The following is an 18,998-nucleotide window of genomic DNA, read 5'->3' on the forward strand; positions in this document are numbered from 1 at the left end:
CGGCAGCCGCAAGTGAGCATGCGGTGACCGCGTGCGCACAGGTGCGCACCCTACGAATTGTGACGGCCTCGGGCCACCCGCACCCCCTAGGGTTTGCGGTGCTACTGCCGCAGCACGCGCCTTATCATGCTTGCCAGGTCCTCGACCGAGAATTTGGCCACATACCCGTCCGCCCCGACCGAGCGCACATGCTCTTCATTGGTCGTGCCCGAAAGCGAGGAATGGATCACGACCGGCAGGTTGCCAAAGCGCGGGCTCTGCTTCACGCTGCGGGTCAGCGTAAAGCCATCCATCTCGGGCATCTCCAGGTCGGTCAGCACCATCGCGACCTTGTCGTAGACTGTCTTGCCTTCAGCCTCCGCGCTTGCCGCCAGCGCGTTGAGCTGGTCCCATGCTTCCTTGCCGCTCCTGGTCATGATGAACGGGATGCCCATGGCGTCCAGGCCCTGTTCGACGAGCGCCCGCGCCACCACCGAGTCGTCGGCAGCCAGCACGATCGACCCCGGCTTGAGCCTGATCTTGGCGATGCCGTGGGCATTGAGCGCGGGCTCCTGGGATGCCCTCATATCGCGCAGGATCGTCTCCACATCCAGCACCTGCGCCAGCCGCGCCGGGCCGCCGTTTTCGTCCACCGGCCGGGCGATGCTGGTGACCATGCTGCTGCTGGCGCTATGCTCGGCCGACATCACGCAGCTCCAGTCCAGGCGCACGATTTCTTCCACGCTTTCGACGGCAAATGCCTGCGTGGTGCGGGCGAACTCGGTGACGAGGATGATGTTCAGGCCGGTCTTGGGCGTGCAGCCGGCGATGGCCGGCAGGTCGAGCACCTGGATGATCTGCCCGCGCAGGTTGGTCACGCCCAGCACCTGCGGCTGGGCGCCGGCCACCGAGGTGATCTCGGGCATGGCGACGATCTCGCGGATCTTGAAGACGTTGATGCCGAACAGCTCGCTGCGCCCGTTGCGCTCGTCAGTGCCGAGGCGAAACAGCAGCAGCTCGAATTTGTTGGTCCCCGCCAGGTTGCTGCGCTCATCGACTTCCTGCTGAACTGATTTCATGTCCTGTCCCCAAGGTTGAAGTGCCTTTAGGACAGTATTCCAGCTGAGCAAACCCCGTCTTGCTCTATATCAGTGCTAGACAGGCATTGGGCGGTTGCTGTTCAGGTCGAGGAAGCCGCGGATCAGCCGATAGGCGTACCAGACCCAGGCCACCGCGCCAATGAGCCAGGCGAGGGGGATGCCGATGATTGTAAAGAACAGCAACACCCCCACCGCAATCCACAGGATGTAGAACCAGAACGTGCGGATCATCCAGGTGTGATGGCTGTAGACGAAGGTGCCCGCGGTATCCGGCCGCCTGATGTAGTTGACGATCAGTGGCAGGAGCGACAGCATGCCTAGCGAAAAGAAAAAGGTGATCGCATGCGCCAGGTACAGGATCCGCGCAAACTGCTTGGCATCCTCCAGGCCGCTATCAAAAACCAATTCTTGCGCCATAAACCCTCCTTGGTCGGGACGACCCCCGAGTAATGCCAGGATTTTAGCAGGGATAGCATCCAGGCAAGCACATGCGCCGCTATGCCCCCAGCCGCGACTGGACCCACGCCACGATGCTGCCCGTATCCATTGCGCCGGCCTGGCGCGCAAGCTCGCGCCCGCCCTTGAACAAGGCCAGCGTCGGAATGCTGCGGATCTGGAAGCGGGCGGCGAGGTCCTGCGCCTGCTCCGTATTCACCTTCAGGACCCGCACCCGCGGCTCCAGCCGCTGGGCCGCCTGCGCGTAGGCTGGCGCCATCATCTTGCAAGGCCCGCACCACTCGGCCCAGAAGTCGACCAGCACCGGAATGTCATTGCGGCTGATGTGCTTGTTGAAGCGCTCGCTCGTCACGTCGGTGGGTTTGCCGGCAAACAGCGGCTGCGAGCACTTGCCGCATACCGCCGCTTCGGACAGGCGCTCGGCTGGCAGGCGGTTGACGGCATCGCAATTGGGGCAGACCACGTGCAGGGGATCACTCATGTAAATCTCCTCGGTAGCAAGTATTCGTTGCCCGTATTGTATGCTGCGTGGGTTGCGGACGGGAGGAACGGCGCGTTTCCGGCGAAGATGTGATACTCACGCCATGGTAATGGCAACCTTCCGCTTTTACGAAGAGCTGAACGATTTCCTGCCGCGCGAAAGGCGCGGCCATTCATTCAGCACGCCTTGCGCAAGGGCAGCCACGACCAAGCACATGATCGAGGCGCTGGGTGTACCGCACACCGAAGTTGAACTGGTGCTGGTCAACGGCGAATCGGTCGGGTTCGACCGGCTGTTGGAAGAGGGCGACAGGGTTGCTGTCTATCCCAAATTCGAAAGCCTCGACATCAGTCAGTTGTTGCGCGTGCGCGAACGCCCGTTGCGGCGCCTGCGGTTTGTTGCCGACGCTCATCTAGGCGGCCTTGCAAGGCTGCTGCGCATGGCCGGCTTCGATACGCTTTACGACAACAACTACCATGATGCCGAGATCGAGGCGATCGCCGAAGCCGAGGACAGGGTCGTGCTCACGCGCGACCGCGAACTGCTCAAGCGTCGCACGATCACCCATGGTTGCTACATCCATACCTTGAAGGCGACGCACCAGCTGCGCGAGTTGTTTAACAGGCTCGACCTGGCCGGCTCGTTGCAGCCGTTCACGCTCTGCCTGCACTGCAACGCGCCATTGCGTTGGGTAGCCAAGGACGAGGTGATCGACCAGCTCCCGCCCTCCGTGCGCGAGCAGCAAGATGAATTCAATACCTGCGACATCTGCCACCGCGTGTTCTGGAAGGGCTCGCACTGGAAACGGATGACCTCGGTGTTGGCGGCCGCGACTGGAGATTGATACCGGGCGACTGCGACACAATGTGCTGATGTACAATCATTTTCGGTGCCCAACTACTATTCGATGTCCGTGTGACCACGAATTTGCCCAAGATTACTTATCCGCTTCGCAACGAATGCCCGCCGGGCGCGTGCGTGTGCGAGCGTGAGCGCCTGCTGGCCGAGCCGTACGCCGACCTGCGTCCACTGCGGTTAACGCGGATGGAAGAGCAGCGGCTGATCGAGCGCATCGAGCGCATCAGCGACTATGCCGATCTCAAGAGAGTGCAGGAGCTGATCAAGGTCCATTTGGGCGCCGACCTGCGCATCGAACCTGGACCCAACGAGGTGAAGACGGTACGGGGCATCATCATCGTCCTCGAAGAGCGGCCGGGGCTGTGCCGAAAGGTACGGCAGTCGGTGCCGGCCGCGGTGCGCCGTTGCCTGGAGCGCAATCCCGAGATCATCTATCGCCTGCTTGACGCGCATGACCTGTTTGGTTCAGTGTAACGCGGCAGGGGCATTCATGCACATGCGATCGGAAGGCGTAGGGGGCGCGGGGCCGCCGAGGACCTGTGCGCACGCGGTCGCCGCATGCCGACTCGCGGCTACTGTTTCGCTACGCATCGTTCGCGAACCGCGTGCGCACAGGTCCTCGGCGGCCCCGCGCCCCCTACGCCTTCACGCAAGCAGTGTCGACACATACAGCAGCAGCCGCTCCTCGCTACGCGCAAGATCAAGCCCAGTCAATTCCGCCACCCTTCGCAACCGGTAGTCCAGCGTATTGCGGTGGATGTCCAACGCCTTCGCCGTGGCGCCCATGTTTTCGTCGTTGGCAAACCAGGCATCCAGGGTCTCGCGTAGCATCTCCCTGTTCCTGTCCTGCCCGAGCCTTGCGATTGGCAGACGCAGCTGATTCGCCTGCCAACTGTTGCCCAGACCCGACAGCAGCACCGGCAACGCGAGGTCGTAATAGCTGAAGTGCTTGAGCCGCGGATTGCGACGCAGCCCGATCAGCGCCGCCTGCCTGGCACTCTGGTAGGAAATCGACACCGCCTCGACTCCGATCTGGGCAATGCCCATCGCGAGTGTGAACGGCAACTGGCATTCTTCCTGCACCAGATCCGAGAACACTTGCAACCGCCGCTGTCCAGCGCGTTCGATGTTTTTGGCCGTTTCGTAAGTATCGACGATGACCATCTCGCACGGCGTAACAGTGGCCGTGAGCACGGACGGTTGTCTGGCCAGCATGCGCATCTGCAGCCGCTGGATATCGGCGAGGGCGCGTTCGGTGCCCGCTTGATCGACCTGCAACTCAAGCAGGAACACAACCTGAGTCCGCGTAAAGTCCATGCCCAGCCGCTGCCCCCACGCTTCGAGTTCCGCCCGCTGTGAGGCTTCACAGCGGAGCAGATTGAGCAAGAAGGCCTCGCGGTAGCGTGAATCGTGCTGCAGTTCGCTGGTCAGGCTGGCCTGTTCCAGGATCATTTCGGCGGTCAGCTGGACCAGTTGGCCGAACTGACGCACTTGATCGGGCTCGCCGCTCAGGCCCAGCGCCCCGACAATCTGGCCGTTGACGGCAAGGGGCAAGTTGACGCCCGCCTTGGCCCCATGCAGGTGCCGGGTCGACGCCGCGTCGATTTCGACGGGCTGCTTTTTCGCCAGGGCGAGCAACGCACCATCGTGCAGTTGACCGACCCGTCCGGGATCGCCGCTGGCGAGGATCACGCCTTTTGCATCCATTACGTTGACGTTAAACGGAATAATGCGCATCGTCCGCGTGACGATTTCCTGTGCCAGACCGGTGTTCAGCATGTTCATGGGCTCGAGTGTAATCTTGCGCTCAACAATAAACCAATCCGAACTTTGTGCCAACTGACAAGTGAATGTTGGATGCGAGGTCGCTTGGTTGACATCGGATTGTGCAAATGCCCAAAAATGACCGCGAAAAAAGGCTTGTCCATGGTGCTCTTGGCCGAGGATTTATCTGAACCAATCCGTGATAATCGATTCACCGCTAATCGCCAACTGGAGAGATCCCCGATGAAAATCGTTATTGCGCCCGATTCGTTCAAGGAAAGCCTGTCCGCCATGGATGTCGCGACCGCCATTGAAGGCGGCTTTCGCGAAATCTTCCCAAATGCCGAGTACGTCAAGAAGCCCATGGCCGACGGCGGCGAGGGCACGGTGCAGGCCATGATCGACGCCACCGGTGGCCGCAAGATCGAATGCCAGGTGACCGGCCCGCTGGGCGAGCAGGTAGCCGGCTTCTACGGGCTGACCGGAGGCGACGACCCGGTTGCGGTGATCGAGATGGCCGCTGCCAGCGGCCTGGAGCTGGTTCCGCCACAGTCGCGCAATCCGGCCACGACCACGAGCTTTGGCACCGGCGAGCTGATTCGACATGCGCTTGATGCAGGGGCGAGGAAGTTCGTGCTGGGCGTGGGCGGCAGCGCCACCAACGACGGCGGGGCCGGCATGGTGCAGGCACTGGGCGTGCGGCTGCTCGATGCGCAGGGCGCCGAACTTGCATATGGTGGCGGTGAACTGGCGCGCCTGGACCGGATCGACGTGAGCGGATTGGATGCGCGCATCCGTGACTGCACATTCGAGATTGCCAGCGATGTCAGCAACCCGCTGGTGGGACCGCAAGGCGCCTCAGCGATCTTTGGACCGCAAAAGGGCGCTACCCCGGAGATGGTGGAGCAGCTCGATGCCAATCTGCGGCACTACGCCAAGGTGCTTGACCGCGACCTCGGGCGCGACGTGGCGCAGGTGGAGGGCGCGGGCGCGGGCGGCGGCATAGCGGCGGCGATGCTGGTGTTCTTCAATGGCCGGCTGCGTCCGGGCAGCGAGATTGTGGCCGAAGCGATCGGGCTGGACGCGGCGATCCGGGACGCCGACCTCGTCATCACCGGCGAGGGCAGGATCGACAGCCAGACCATCAACGGCAAGACGCCGATCGGCGTGACCCGGGTGGCGCAGCGTCACGGCAAGCCGGTCATCGGCATCGGCGGCTGCCTTGCTCCGAACGCGAGCGTGGTTCACGAGCACGGCATCGATGCGATCTTCGCCGCGGTCAACTGTCCGTGCACGGTACAGGAAGCGCTGGCGGCGGCGAGCGCAAACCTGCACAGCGCGGGGCGAAATATCGCGGCCGCGCTCAGGCTTGGCGCGCAACTGGATCGAAAACAGCCGCACTAAGGTTTGTCCGAGGCTCTCAGTCGCGCGCGGTGCGCCATCTCTGCTGCTTGGCGGGCTCTTCATACTTCGGGCAGTTGGTGAACCTCAGCTTGCCGTGTTTTTCGATCATATCGATGCTGGTGGCAGGGGACCTTTCAGTAACGCAGTAGGTGCGGTTGCCGGTGATAACGCGTGTTCGACGCGCGCCATCGCCTGTGTTGTTCACCAGCTCCTCGACCTTGGGCGCTTCCGACAACCGTGGCGGCGCCATGGCGAATGCCTGCTCCATGCCGTTGCGCATTCGGATTTGCGGACTGTCCAGCGGTGCCGTGATGTAGGGCCGGTTTTCCTTGCGCAGCGCGCGGTCGATGCTGCCGGCGCTGCGCCGCGCGCTTTCCATGATTGCTTCGGCACCGGGCCGATTCGGTACCTCGGCGGCGGAGAACGGATCTGCCACAGGCTCTGCGGCTGCTGGCGTCGCCGCTGGCGCTGAGGGCGGCGTGGTTTGAATCGCTGACATGTCGGACCGGGCGGACGGGGCAGACGCTCGGCGCGAACGCCTTGGTGCATCCGCCGGCCGGTCGGAGGGCGCTGGCCCGACCGGCGGCATCAGGGCTGGCAGGTCGATCCACTGGATGCTGGAGTGCGCTTCTTCCGGCTGCGACGACGGCAGCGTGCGCACCATCTGCCAGCCCAAAATCAGGGCCACATGAATGAGGACTGTAATGAAGGCGCCGATCAGGCGGCGGTCGGCGGAACGGCCTGCAACCGGGGCGAGTGAGTGTATGGTAAGGCTGTTCATTTTCCCCAAGTATAGCTAACGCCGCCCGTTGCTTATTCATCAATTCTCTCCGCCGCCACTCTGGCCGGAAGCGATTGTCGAACATCAGGGCCGGCGCGTTCAGCATCTGGCGTGCGATTCCTTTGGACGCAATTCCATGAAGCAGACATTCAAAAAGTGCGCTGGGCGGCGCAAAGCGCACAAGTTCTGTGCGACAAACTGTCGAAATAGAGGGATAAAGCGCACGCTCCTGCTGAATGCACTTTTCAAAATAATTGGAAAGAGAAGGCCCTTTTTGCCGCCTGCAGACTTATAGGGCCGTCTGCAGGCAACTCGCCGATAGAGTGAACAGCAAGTGGGCAATCAAATTGATTGATCAGTCAACCCACTGCGGAGCTGGGTAAGATTTACCTAAGTTGTGCATCACAATGGATGTCGCATTGCCTGAATTATCACGGATAACTTCCACGCTCACATCCTTCAAGTGCTCATAAAAAAACACGGAGTCCGATTCGGCCTTAAGTTGTTGCCATCGCCACTTGCCATTGCCGCCCGCCCACAATTTATCGCCCCTCACCTCGAGCGTGTATTTTTCGCCCATCAAGCGATACGTGCCTTCATACTTCTTCAACGTCGAGACGGCCACAGGGATTTCTTTCCGCTCGGAGTGCAATACTACGGTGCCGCCCGCGGCCACCTTGGCTAATTTATGCTGCATAAGTGGTGTGTTAGCGCGCCCGTCAAGGTTGCCAAGGATGATGACATCGACGTTGGAGGCGGGATAGTGTCCGATAAAGCTGCGAAATCCTTGGATATGGCCGTCGTGTGAAATCTCCTGTACGCCCGCGCTGCTGATCACATCGAGCCCGAACGCATAATCATCCTTGTACGCGGTAGTCATTCTTTTCAGGGATTGCGGCGAAAGAAATTTGCCACCATACAGGGCCCTCTGCCAACGCAGCAAATCCTGTGTCGTCGAATATAAGGCCCCGGCAGCATAGGGTAGGCTCATGTCGGTGTATTGAGAATTTTCGACGCCGGCTTTCGTCATGGTATAACCACTAGCCCGATGCGCCATTACGGTGGCGTTTCTATCGTATCCGGAATTCTTCATGCCCAGGGGCGTGAAGATCGCATCCTGGAGAAATTGTTCGTAACTTTGATTGCTAATTTTTTCGATTAAGTAGCCAAGTAATACGTAGCCGGAGCTGCTGTATTTGAACCGCTCGCCCGGTGTGAATTCGAGCGGCTTGTCACGAAAGCTGGCGATGGTCTTGGCAGCGGTGGTCGGAGTTGCCTGAATTGCAGAAAAGTTCGGAAAGCCCGTGAAGTCGGGAATGCCTGATGTATTCGTCAGCAAATGAAAGATTGTGATGTCCTTCCATGAAGCAGGCGCATCCGGAATGTAGCTGGAAACTTTATCGTCGACGTTGAGTTTGCCGCGTTCGGCAAGCACGAGGATTGCTGCCGCTGTGAATTGCTTGGAGACCGAGGCAATCCGAAATTTAGTATCTGGTCCGTTTGGAATAGCCCACTCTCGATTGGCTTCGCCATACCCCTTGTTCAACAGCACTTTATTGTCTCGCGCGACCAACACGGCCCCTGTGAAATTGTTGTCATCGACATAGGATTGGACGATCTGGTCAAGACGGGTGGAATCTTGGGCATAGCTTGCGGAGGTGTCGCAAACGAGCATCACAAACACGCTGGCACATACGAGGGCTTTCAGACGCACAGCTTGGCTCCATTCAAAGACTTGAGAAATATTTAAGAAGCACTTCGGGACAAGAAACACAGGGTATCAAATGAATATGATAAAAAGTACGCGCTTTATCACAGAAGTGAATGGGCCGAGAGCGCTCCCCAGCTACGCCCGCGGCCGCTTCCGACCGACTAATGGGCGTGCGCGCCGCCAAGGTAGGCCACAACCACCTTTGCGTCATGCTTGAGGCTTGCGGCCGGCCCGTGCAACGAGATGCTGCCGTTTTCCAGCACATAGCCGTAGTCGGCCACGTTCAGCGCCGCGGCGGCAAACTGCTCGACTAAAAGCATCGTCACGCCTTCGTCCTTGAGCCGGGCGATGATGCGGAACACCTCGTCGACCAGGATCGGCGCCAGGCCCATCGACGGCTCGTCCAGCAGCACCACTTCGGGATTCAGCATGATTGCGCGCGCCATCGCCAGCATCTGCTGCTCGCCGCCAGACAGCGTGCCCGCCAGCTGGTGGCGCCGCTCCTTCAGGCGCGGGAACAGGTCCATGGCGCGCTCGAGGTCGCACTGCACGTCACCCTTAGGCCGGGCGCGGGTAAGGCGCGGAAATGCACCGAGCAGCAGGTTGTCCGTCACGCTCATCGTCGCGAACACGCGCCGTCCCTCGGGCGAATGGGCCAGGCCCGCACGCGCGATGCGGTGCGAATCCATGCCGGTCACATCAACCCCATGCAGCGTGACCGTGCCGCCTTTCGGCTTGATCATTCCGGAGATGGCGCGCATGGTCGTGGTCTTGCCCGCGCCGTTGGAACCGATCAGCGTGACCAGCTTGCCCTTCGGGACCTCGAGCGAAATGCCGTGCAGGACCTCGACCTTGCCGTACGCAGCCTGCAGGTTTTGGATCGATAACATGTTTGTCCTCCTCAAACCGCCGCCGCGGCCGGTGGTTCTTCCTGCTCCGCGCCGCCGAGATAAGCTTCGATGACCTTCGGGTCCGCCTGCACCCGCGCCGGCGTACCTTCCGCGATCTTCTGGCCGAAGTCGAGCACGGTCACGATGCTTGACACCGCCATCACCACGTCCATGTGGTGCTCGATCAGGATGATGGTGATGCCGTGGTCGCGAATCTTGCGGATGATCGCGATCAGCTCCTTGATGTCGGGCGCGGTCAGGCCGGCGGCCGGTTCATCGAGCAGCAGCAGGCGGGGATTCAGGCCAAGCGCGCGGCCGATCTCCAGCAGGCGCTGCTTGCCGTACGGGAGATTGCGCGCCTCCTCGTTGGCAAACGCGGACAGTCCCACGAATTGGAGAATGGCGGCGGCGCGTTCGCGCGCAGCGCGCTCTTCGCGCTGGTAGCGCGGCGTGCCGAGCATTGCGTCGAACACGGTCGACTTGAACGTATGGTGCAGGCCGACCAGCACGTTCTCGGTCGCGCTCATCTCACCGAACAGCTGCACGTTCTGGAAGGTGCGCGCCACGCCACCAAGCGCGATCTGCGACGGCGTGCGGCCGGTGATGGCACTGCCCGCAAAGACGACGCTGCCCGCTCCGGGCCGGTAGATGCCGGTGAGGACATTCATCATCGTGCTTTTGCCCGAGCCGTTTGGACCGATCAGGCCATGAACGGCGCCGTGGCGCACGTTCAGGTCGACCTGGTTGAGCGCCTTCAGGCCACCGAACTGCATCAGGATCTTTTCGACGCGCAGGAGCTCGCCTTCGTGCTGCTCGGCCTTCAGGCCTGCGAACGGATCGGTTTCGGAGGTGGCAGCGAGCGCACTGACGTGCCGGATGCCGCGTCCCAGCAGCTCGCGCAGGTAGCCGACGATCCCGTCCGGCAGGTAGTAGACGACGAAAAGCGTCATCAGGCCGAAGATGGTCAAACGCCAGTCGACCATGTTCTCGATGCGGTACGAGACGATAGCCATGCCGACCGTCGCGATCAGCGGCACGAGCACGCCGCGAACGCTTGCGCGCTTTTTGGCCAGCGCGAGCGCGGAACCGGCCACGCCCAGCACGGCGGCGGCCACGGCGATTATGCGGAACAGGGCGATGTCGGCCAAAAGGCTGGGCAGCATCACCACGATCACCGCGCCGATCAGCGCGCCGGACCGGGTTTTGCGTCCACCCATGATCACGGCCAGCAGGAACAGGATCGTCAGTTCGAAATTGTAGGTGTTGGGCGAGATGTACTGTTCCGAGTAGGCGTACAGGCTGCCCGCCAGCCCCGCGAAGCCGGCGCTGATGACGAACGCATAAACCTTGTAGCGGTAGACCGAAACGCCCATGCAATCGGAGGCGATAGGGCTGTCGCGCAGCGCCTCGAACGCGCGCCCGATGTTCGACTTGAGGAGCTGGTGCACGAGCGCGAGCGACGCGACCATCAGCGTTGCGACCACGTAAAAAAATCCGGTTTCGCCCAGCTCATGGCCGAACACCGCCGGCTTGGACAGCGTGATGCCCATCGGTCCTTCGGTGATGAAGGTCATCTCGTTAATGAGGATCTGGACGATGGTCCCGAAAGCCAGCGTGACCATGGCGAGGTAGGGGCCGGTCACGCGCAGCGCCGGCAGTGCCAGGATTGCGCCGAACAGGGCGGCGCCAGCGATGCTGCACGGGATGGCGAGATACCAGCCCAGGCCGAGCTTGGTCACCAGCACGCCGGTGACGTAGGACCCGATCCCGAACAGGCCCGCGTGGCCGAGCGAGACCTGGCCGGTGTAGCCAACCACGATGTCCAGCCCGAACAGCAAAATGGCATAGATCAGAATGGTCTCGGCCAGGTGCACATAGTACGGATTGCTGAACAGCTGCGGATACAGCACGAGCGCGGCGATGCCAAGCAAGCTCGCGATGACGATCTTCATGTTCATCTTTACACCTTCTTGATCGCGGCCTTGCCGAACAGGCCTGCCGGTTTGACCGCCAACACGAGCAGCAGCAGCACCAGGCCGGGTACGTCCTTGTAGCCGGTGGAGATGTAGTAGCCGGCAGTGGTTTCGCACACGCCGAGGATCACACCGCCGACGATCGCGCCCAGGCCAGAGGTCAGGCCGCCAATGATCGCCACCGCGAATGCTTTCAGGCCAAGCGAAGCGCCCATGGTGGCGCTGGTGAGGGTGAGCGGTGCAATCAGCGCGCCGGCAAAGGCGGCGGTGGCGGACGACAGCGCGTACGAAAAGGTGATCACCATCCCGGTATTAATCCCCATCAGTCCGGCTGCACCACGGTCGTTCGCGGTTGCGACCACGGCCTTGCCGTAGATCGATTTGCGATTGAAGATCTCGACGGCTGCCATGATCGCCAACGCGCCGGCGACCACCGCCATCTGCATCGGCTGCACGTTCGCACCCAATACCTGGAATGGTTTGGATGACAGCGGGGAGGGGAAGGGCAGCACATCCTTGCCCCAGATGTTCTCGGCCACGTTCTTGAAGATGATGGCGAGCGCAATGGTGGACATGATCCAGCCGAATTCGGATTTGATGCGGAGGGCCGGGCGCACGCCCAACCATTCAACGACCATGCCCTGGATTGCACCGAACAGGATCACCAGCGGGATCATGAGCCAGTAACTCATGTAAGGACCGCCATGGATCGTGCCGACGAGTGAAAGGCCGACCAGGGCGCCCAGCATCAGGGCCTCGCCCTGGCCGAAGTTGAGGGTGCCGGAGGTGGCAAAGGTGAGTTGATAACCGAACGCGATCACGGCATAGATCATGCCCAGTGCGATCCCGCTGATCACGAGTTGCAGAAGGATTTCCATTTTTCCGTCCAATTGGCGAAGCGATGGGCTCCGCCTTACCAACAGCAAAAAAATGGCCAGCCTTGCCGAAGGCCGGCCATGTCACAGCGCTGATACGAATGACTTACTTGGCCAGCACCACGCGCCCGTTGCGCACTTCTCCGAACTTGGTGTTTTCGAAGTTGATGGCCTCGTGGTTGTCGTGGCTGTACGGTTTGCTGTAGGTGGTGACGACGCCCTCGACCTTTTCGTTGAGATTTTCGAGCGCCTGTGCGATCGCCGGGCCGTCGGTGCTATTGGCCTGTTTGATTGCCGCGGTCAGCAGATAAACCGAGTCGTAGCCCTGGGCTGCCGACACGGCCGATGGCATGCGGCCGCCCGGCGGGTTGTAGGCTTTGATGTAGGCGTCGATGAAAGCTTTGCGCCGCGGCGTATCTGGGTCCTGGATGAAGGTCTGCGGCATGCGTGTGCCTTCGCCATTCTTGCCGGCGTTGTCGATGAAGTTCGCCATCGCCAGCGTCCAGCTGCCGACGATGGGCACGTGCCAGCCAAGTTTTTCCATGCCGTTGGCGATCTGGGCCAGTTCGGGGCCGATGCCGTAGGTGAGCACCACTTCCGCGCCGGCCTCACGGGCCTTGAGCAGTTGCGCGGTCATGTCAACGTCGCCGATGTTGTACTTCTCTTCGGTGACCGCCTTGACGCCGCGCTTTTCCAGCGCTTTTACGAGGTCGGCCCGTCCGAGCTGTCCGTAGTTGGTGGAGTCGGCGAGGATCGCGACCTTCTTGAACTTGCGGCGGTCGACCGCCTCCTGGACGATCATCTCGGATTGGATGACATCCGCTGAAGAATTACGGAAGATGAAGTTCTGCGGTTGGTCGGCAAACTGTTTGGTGATGATCGAGCCGGTGGCCACGTTATTCATCACTGGGATCTTGGCTTGCTGGTAGAAGCGCTGCGAGGCTTGGGCCACGCCGGTGTTAATGTAGCCGACGGTGGCCACCACGCGTTCCTTGTTGATCAGCTCCTGGGCGATCTGCACGCCGCGTTCGTTCTTGGCCTCGTCGTCGCGTTCGACCAGCTGGATTTGGCGACCCAGGACGCCGCCCTTGGCGTTAATCTCCGCCACTGCAAGGCGCACGCCATCGCGCATCGACACGCCCATTGGCGCCGAACCGCCGGTGAACGGGCCGGACACTCCGATCTTGATTGCCTCGGCGGCCATCCCCGACATCGAAAAACCCAGTACTACACCCGCAACCAATGCTTTCAACTTGAAATCCATTTGCTGTCTCCGTAGTTTTTGTGTTGCCGAACGCCCAATGATGCCTCATCGACAATCCATTTTAGGATAGCAATTGGGTAACAGCAATTGTTTGCTGTGACGCGTTGCACCATGTAACAATTGCTGCCATGGTGTAAGCGGTGCGTAAGGAAACGGGCGTAAGGAACGCCTGGAGGCGGAGGGAGATGCGGAAGAAGTGAAGGGGAAGTGCGGACAGCCAGACCGCGCTGTCCGCGAATGGGATTAGCGGTGTCGGCCGCCGCCGTGGCCGCCGCCATGGCCGCCCCAGCCGCCATGTCCACCGCCCCAGTGGCCACCACCCCAGTGGCCACCGCCCCAGCGACCCCAGCTAAAGCCCAATCCGATCGAGATCGGCGGGTACCAGTAGTAAGGTGCGGCGTAGACCGGGGGCGTGTAATAGGCGGGCGGGGGTGCGTAGATCGGCGCCTGGACATACACTGGCGTCGGCACGTACACCGGCTGGGATGACACAACCGTACCGGCCTGCGGGGCCGAATATGGCATCGTGGAGCTTGTAGTGCCGTTCGGCTCGCCGGTGGGGGCGGAACTGGTAATTGTTCCGGTATCGCCACTGGCGGCGACGCGGGCACCGGTTCCGGCAGGCACCGGAGTGACCGACACGACGTGCCATTGGCTCTGATCGTATGGTTGGGCGTAAGCAGCACGAGTGCCGTAATTGGGCGGACCCGGAGGGGCCGCAGCGCAGCCGGCCAATGCTACGAGCGATGAGGCAATTAAAAGGTTTTTCATGACAGTTCTCCTAGTGTTTCTACTATAAGAACTTTTGCTTCCGCCTGCATTGGAATTACAGCTTGTTACACCTTTGGCTAAACCGGAAACTTATGGAACAAAAGGTCAGGTTCCGGATTGCCGGAGGAGCCAACGGCATGCAAACGTACCGCGTGCGCACACGTGCGCACCCTACGGACGGCATTAATTCACACACTCGTAGGGTGCGCACCTGTGCGCACGCGGTACCTTCGTATAGTGTTGGCTCCTGCACACGCACGGAGTCATCAGCACCCCGGCAGCGCCGACATTAAGCGAGAATCGGAAGCAGGCCGTCGAGCCCGCAGAAGTTGAGCGCAACCGATGCCTGCGCGCGCACCACCGGCTTGGCGCGGAATGCGACAGATAAACCGGCGATACCCATCATTTTCAAATCATTGGCACCATCGCCCATTACGATCGCCTGCTTCGGGTCGATGCCCATGTCGGCGCACACACGTTCGACCGTGCGCATCTTCTCAGTGGCATCGACGATGCCGCCTACCACGCGGCCAGTCAATTTGCCGTTTTCGACTTCCAGCACATTCGCATTGGTGTAATCGAGGCCGAGCCGCTCCTGCAGCCGTTCTGTAAAAAAGGTAAATCCGCCCGAAACCAGCAGGGTCTTCAGACCCGCTTCCTTCACCGCCGCCAGCATCGCCTCGCCGCCCATCGAAATACGCAGGCGTTCGTCATACACACGCTGCAGCGCAGATGCATCCAGACCCTCGAGAAGGGCAACGCGCCGGGTGAGGCTGGCCGCGAAATCGAGTTCGCCGCGCATGGCTGCCTCGGTAATTTCGGATACCTGAGGCTTCAAGCCCTGCATGTCCGCGATTTCGTCGATGCACTCGATGGTGATCAGGGTCGAGTCCATGTCCATTGCCACCAGCTTGAAGTCGGAAAGCTTGCACTGGGCTCCGATAAAGGTCGCGTCGACCTGCGAGCCGTAGGCGAGTGTCTCGACTTCGTGCTTTATTTGTTCCGAATACTCGACATCCTCGCACCGCACCGCGCTTTCGCTCAGCGCCACCACCCTGGCCGGGCGGGAGATTTGCGCGATTTCATTGAGCAGTCCAATATCGGCCCGCGGGCCCTGCAATACCAGATTCATCCTCATCTCATTCTCAAGCCAGCAGTTGTTTGATCGTTTGCTTTACCTGCGTCACGCGCGCTGCCAGGTCGGGCATGCTGGCGCTGATGCGCAGCTTGTCCTGGCCCGCCAGCTTGATGTGGCGGTTCTTCTGGATCAGCGTGATGATCTTGATCGGGTCGATCGGAGGCTTTTCCATGAACTGCAGGCTTGCGGCTTCGGTGTGGGCGTCGATCTTGGTGATGCCCACCGTCTTGGCCGCGATGCGCAGCCTGTGCGTTTCGATCAGCGCCTTCACCGCATCCGGCAATTTGCCGAAGCGGTCGATCAGCTCTTCCTGCATGTCGTCGATCTGGTCCTGGCGTTCGCAGTTGGCCAGGCGTTTGTAGATCGACAAGCGTTCATGCACATCACCGCAGAAGTCGGCCGGCAGCAGGGCAGGCACGTGCAGGTTGATTTCGGTGGTCGTGGCCAGCGGCGCGCTCATGTCAGGCTCCTTGCCTGCCTTGAGCGAACGGACCGCCTCGTTGAGCATGTCGGTGTACAGCTGGAAGCCCACTTCCAGCATCTCGCCCGACTGGCTCTCGCCCAGCACCTCGCCAGCGCCGCGGATCTCCAGGTCGTGCATTGCGAGGAAGAAGCCGCTGCCCAGTTCCTCCATCTGCTGGATCGCATCGAGCCGGCGCTGCGCCTGCTTGGTCAGGCCGTGCACGTCGTTCACCAGCAGGTAGGCGTAGGCCTGGTGGTGCGAACGGCCCACGCGCCCGCGCAGCTGGTGCAGCTGGGCCAGGCCGAACTTGTCCGCGCGGTGCATGATGATGGTGTTCGCGGTCGGCACGTCGATGCCGGTTTCGATGATCGTGGTGCACAGCAGGATGTTAAAGCGCTGGGCCACGAAGTCGCGCATCACCTTTTCCAGGTCGCGCTCGTGCATCTGGCCGTGCGCCACGCCGATGCGCGCTTCCGGCAGCAGCTCCTGCAGCGAAGCCAGGCGGTTCTCGATCGTCTCGACCTCGTTGTGCAGGAAGTAGATCTGGCCGCCGCGCTTGAGTTCGCGCAGGCAGGCTTCGCGGATCACCGAGCCGTCCTCGCTGCGGACAAAGGTCTTGATCGCCAGGCGCTTTTGCGGCGCGGTCGCGATCACTGAAAAGTCGCGCAGCCCTTCGAGGGCCATGCCGAGCGTGCGCGGAATCGGGGTTGCGGTCAGGGTCAGCACGTCCACTTCGGCGCGCAGCGCCTTGAGCGCTTCCTTCTGGCGCACGCCGAAGCGGTGTTCCTCGTCGATGATCACCAGGCCCAGGCGGCTGAATTTGACGTCCGGCGAGAGCAGCTTGTGGGTGCCGATCACGATATCCAGCGTGCCGTCGGCCATGCCTTTGATCGCGTTGTTGATCTCCTTGCCGGTCCTGAATCGCGACAGCTCGGCGATGCGGACCGGCCAGTCGGCAAAGCGGTCCGCGAAGGTCTGCGCGTGCTGCTCGGCCAGCAGCGTGGTCGGCGCCAGGATCGCAACCTGCTTGCCGCCCATGACGGCGATGAAGGCGGCGCGCAGCGCCACTTCGGTCTTGCCGAAGCCGACGTCGCCGCACACCAGCCGGTCCATTGGGCGGCCCGAGGTCATGTCCTGGATCACGGCATGGATCGCCGCGGACTGGTCCGGCGTCTCGTCAAAGCCGAAGCTCTGCGCGAAATTTTGATAGTCGACCGCCGAGTACTCGAACGAGTGGCCCTGGCGCGCCGCGCGCCGCGCATACAGGTTCAGGAGCTCGGCCGCCGTGTCGCGCACCTGCTCGGCGGCCTTGCGCTTGGCCTTTTCCCACTGGCCGGAGCCTAATGCGTGCAGCGGCGCGTCATCCGGCGAGGCGCCCGAGTAGCGTGAAATCACGTGCAGCTGCGAGACCGGTACGTACAGCTTGGCCTCCTTGGCGTATTCCAGGTGCAGGAATTCGGTCTCGCCTTCGCCAAGGTCCATGCTGGCCAGGCCCAGGTAGCGGCCGATGCCATGGTTGATGTGCACCACCGGGTCGCCGATCTTCAGCTCCGACAGGTCGCGCACCATCGTCTCGACCTGGCTGGTCGCTTCCTGCTTCTTTTTGCCGGCGCGGCGCGCCGAGCCTGCGTACAACTCGGTCTCGGTAATGAAGACCAGGTTCCCGCTTGCCTCCTCGAACAGTTCGAAGCCTGCCTGCAGCGGCGCCACGCCCAGGGCCACCTTGGCACTTGACGAACGGAATCCGTCGAGGCCCTCGACCGGCGTCAGGTCCAGCTTGTATTCATTGAAGTACTGCTGCAGCGTCTCGCGCCGGCCGTTCGACTCGGCGCAGATCATGACACGCGTTTGGGTGCGCATCAGGAACGAGCGCAGGTTCGCAAGCGGATCATCCAGGCGCCGGTTGACCGCGATGTCAGGAATCGGCGCAGACAGCTCGGACGCTTGCCCGTTCAGATCCCTGGCGATGGCCCAGCGTCCATGCGGCTTGGCCCGTGTGAAGAACTGTTCGGCCGACAGGAAGATTTCATCCGGCGGCAGAATCGGGCGTTCGCGGTCGCTCTTGAGGAAGCGGTAGCGCGATTCGGTGTCCAGCCAGAAGCGCTGGATCGCGGCCTCGATGTCGCCGACAAAGGCCAGCGGCGTTTCGTCCGGCAGGTAATCGAACAGGGTTGCCGTCTGGTCGAAGAACAGCGGCAGGTAGTATTCGATGCCGGCCGAGGCGATACCGTTTCCGATGTCGCGGTAGATCGGCGAGCGCGAAGGATCGCCCTCGAAGCGCTCGCGCCAGCGGCTGCGAAAGCTGGTCCTTGCCTGCTCGTCCATCGGGAACTCGCGGCCGGGCAGCAGGCGCACCTCCTTGACCGGGTAGAGCGAACGCTGGGTGTCGGCGTCGAAGGTGCGGATGGTTTCGATCTCGTCGCCGAACAGGTCGAGCCGGTAAGGCAGGCTTGACCCCATCGGGAACAGGTCGATCAGGCCGCCGCGCACCGAATATTCACCCGGCGACATCACCTGTGACACATGGCTGTAGCCTGCCAGCGTGAGCTGGGCCTTGAGCCTGGCCTCGTCCAGGTTCTCGCCCTGACGGAAGAAGAAGGTGTAAGCGGCGAGGAAGGAGGGCGGCGCCAGGCGTACCAGCGCGGTCGTCGCCGGCACCACCAGCACGTCGCAGTGGCCGTTCCGGATTTCGTGCAGGGTCGCGAGGCGTTCGGATACCAAGTCCTGGTGCGGCGAGAACGCGTCGTAAGGCAGGGTTTCCCAGTCCGGCAGCAGGTGGCACGACAGTTTGCCCTCGGCGAACCAGGGAATCTCGTCGAGCAGGCGCTGGCCGTCGCTGGCGCTGGCCACGACTACCGTCAGCATCTGCTTGTTCGCCTTGAGCGCAAACGCCGCCTGCGCCAGGGCATAGGCGTCGGACGAACCGTACAGGCTTGGCAAGACGAAGCGTTGCCCAGGTTTGGGAAGATGCTTTTTGAGATCGAAAGGCATGCGCGAGCAGAACAATCGGCGGAAGGGTTGACAATTATAGACGAACCCTCGCCGGTTCGCCGGCCGCCAAGCCATGCCCGGCAATCGGGGGGAATGGTA

Annotated in this window: 17 protein-coding genes; 4 read left to right on the forward strand and 13 right to left on the reverse strand. The window is 61.8% G+C overall.

Going from position 1 to position 18,998, the window contains the following annotated elements; genetic code table 11:
- Positions 1-101: 101 nt before the first annotated feature.
- The 3 genes from E4O92_RS11490 to trxC form a co-directional block, all read right to left on the reverse strand.
- On the reverse strand, positions 102-1,058 hold the full coding sequence (locus tag E4O92_RS11490; RefSeq protein WP_135189909.1) for a chemotaxis protein: 957 nt from the start codon (positions 1,056-1,058) through the stop codon (positions 102-104).
- 75 nt (positions 1,059-1,133) lie between these two features.
- A complete protein-coding gene (locus E4O92_RS11495) occupies positions 1,134-1,496 on the reverse strand; it encodes a DUF4870 family protein (RefSeq protein WP_135189910.1) in 363 nt (120 codons plus the stop codon).
- Between the two features lie 79 nt (positions 1,497-1,575).
- Positions 1,576-2,016: a thioredoxin TrxC gene (trxC, locus tag E4O92_RS11500; RefSeq protein ID WP_135189911.1), complete on the reverse strand. Its 441-nt coding sequence runs from the start codon at positions 2,014-2,016 to the stop codon at positions 1,576-1,578.
- Between the two features lie 103 nt (positions 2,017-2,119).
- On the opposite strand from trxC, the gene E4O92_RS11505 reads away from it, so the two are divergent.
- Entirely contained in the window at positions 2,120-2,860 is a 741-nt protein-coding gene (locus tag E4O92_RS11505) for a Mut7-C RNAse domain-containing protein (RefSeq protein WP_135189943.1), read from the forward strand.
- Between the two features lie 71 nt (positions 2,861-2,931).
- Complete coding sequence (locus E4O92_RS11510) at positions 2,932-3,348, forward strand: hypothetical protein (RefSeq protein ID WP_229483260.1); 417 nt, start codon at positions 2,932-2,934, stop codon at positions 3,346-3,348.
- Between the two features lie 171 nt (positions 3,349-3,519).
- On the opposite strand, the gene E4O92_RS11515 is transcribed toward E4O92_RS11510, so the two are convergent.
- A complete protein-coding gene (locus tag E4O92_RS11515) occupies positions 3,520-4,659 on the reverse strand; it encodes a sugar diacid recognition domain-containing protein (RefSeq protein ID WP_135189912.1) in 1,140 nt (379 codons plus the stop codon).
- Positions 4,660-4,881: 222 nt separating this feature from the next.
- Here E4O92_RS11515 and E4O92_RS11520 point away from each other — a divergent pair, with 222 nt between their 5' ends.
- Positions 4,882-6,042 (forward strand): glycerate kinase, encoded by a 1,161-nt coding sequence (locus E4O92_RS11520; RefSeq protein WP_135189913.1) that lies wholly within the window; start codon positions 4,882-4,884, stop codon positions 6,040-6,042.
- Positions 6,043-6,058: 16 nt separating this feature from the next.
- On the opposite strand, the gene E4O92_RS11525 is transcribed toward E4O92_RS11520, so the two are convergent.
- On the reverse strand, positions 6,059-6,832 hold the full coding sequence (locus E4O92_RS11525) for a hypothetical protein (RefSeq protein WP_135189914.1): 774 nt from the start codon (positions 6,830-6,832) through the stop codon (positions 6,059-6,061).
- A 127-nt stretch (positions 6,833-6,959) separates the two neighbouring features.
- Between E4O92_RS11525 and E4O92_RS25490 the strand changes: the two genes are divergently transcribed.
- Positions 6,960-7,118 (forward strand): zinc-finger domain-containing protein, encoded by a 159-nt coding sequence (locus tag E4O92_RS25490; RefSeq protein WP_135189915.1) that lies wholly within the window; start codon positions 6,960-6,962, stop codon positions 7,116-7,118.
- A 60-nt stretch (positions 7,119-7,178) separates the two neighbouring features.
- On the opposite strand, the gene E4O92_RS11535 is transcribed toward E4O92_RS25490, so the two are convergent.
- The 8 genes from E4O92_RS11535 to mfd all read right to left on the reverse strand — a co-directional run bounded on the left by E4O92_RS11535 (position 7,179) and on the right by mfd (position 18,899).
- Entirely contained in the window at positions 7,179-8,537 is a 1,359-nt protein-coding gene (locus E4O92_RS11535; RefSeq protein WP_135189916.1) for a serine hydrolase, read from the reverse strand.
- Positions 8,538-8,695: 158 nt separating this feature from the next.
- Positions 8,696-9,424: an ABC transporter ATP-binding protein gene (locus E4O92_RS11540; RefSeq protein WP_135189917.1), complete on the reverse strand. Its 729-nt coding sequence runs from the start codon at positions 9,422-9,424 to the stop codon at positions 8,696-8,698.
- Positions 9,425-9,435: 11 nt separating this feature from the next.
- Positions 9,436-11,382, reverse strand: coding sequence for a branched-chain amino acid ABC transporter ATP-binding protein/permease (locus tag E4O92_RS11545; protein WP_135189918.1), 1,947 nt, complete (start codon positions 11,380-11,382; stop codon positions 9,436-9,438).
- A gap of 2 nt (positions 11,383-11,384) precedes the next feature.
- Positions 11,385-12,275 carry a branched-chain amino acid ABC transporter permease gene (locus E4O92_RS11550; protein ID WP_135189919.1) on the reverse strand — a complete coding sequence of 297 codons (891 nt, stop codon included), beginning with the start codon at positions 12,273-12,275 and terminating at the stop codon, positions 11,385-11,387.
- Positions 12,276-12,378: 103 nt separating this feature from the next.
- A complete protein-coding gene (locus E4O92_RS11555; protein ID WP_135189920.1) occupies positions 12,379-13,536 on the reverse strand; it encodes an ABC transporter substrate-binding protein in 1,158 nt (385 codons plus the stop codon).
- Between the two features lie 243 nt (positions 13,537-13,779).
- Positions 13,780-14,061 (reverse strand): hypothetical protein, encoded by a 282-nt coding sequence (locus E4O92_RS25495; RefSeq protein ID WP_370660004.1) that lies wholly within the window; start codon positions 14,059-14,061, stop codon positions 13,780-13,782.
- A 535-nt stretch (positions 14,062-14,596) separates the two neighbouring features.
- A complete protein-coding gene (gene serB / locus E4O92_RS11565; RefSeq protein ID WP_135189922.1) occupies positions 14,597-15,439 on the reverse strand; it encodes a phosphoserine phosphatase SerB in 843 nt (280 codons plus the stop codon).
- 13 nt (positions 15,440-15,452) lie between these two features.
- Positions 15,453-18,899: a transcription-repair coupling factor gene (gene mfd / locus E4O92_RS11570; protein ID WP_135189923.1), complete on the reverse strand. Its 3,447-nt coding sequence runs from the start codon at positions 18,897-18,899 to the stop codon at positions 15,453-15,455.
- Positions 18,900-18,998 lie beyond the last annotated feature (99 nt).

It is taken from the genome of Massilia horti (assembly GCF_004614195.1).
GTDB lineage: Bacteria > Pseudomonadota > Gammaproteobacteria > Burkholderiales > Burkholderiaceae_D > Telluria > Telluria horti.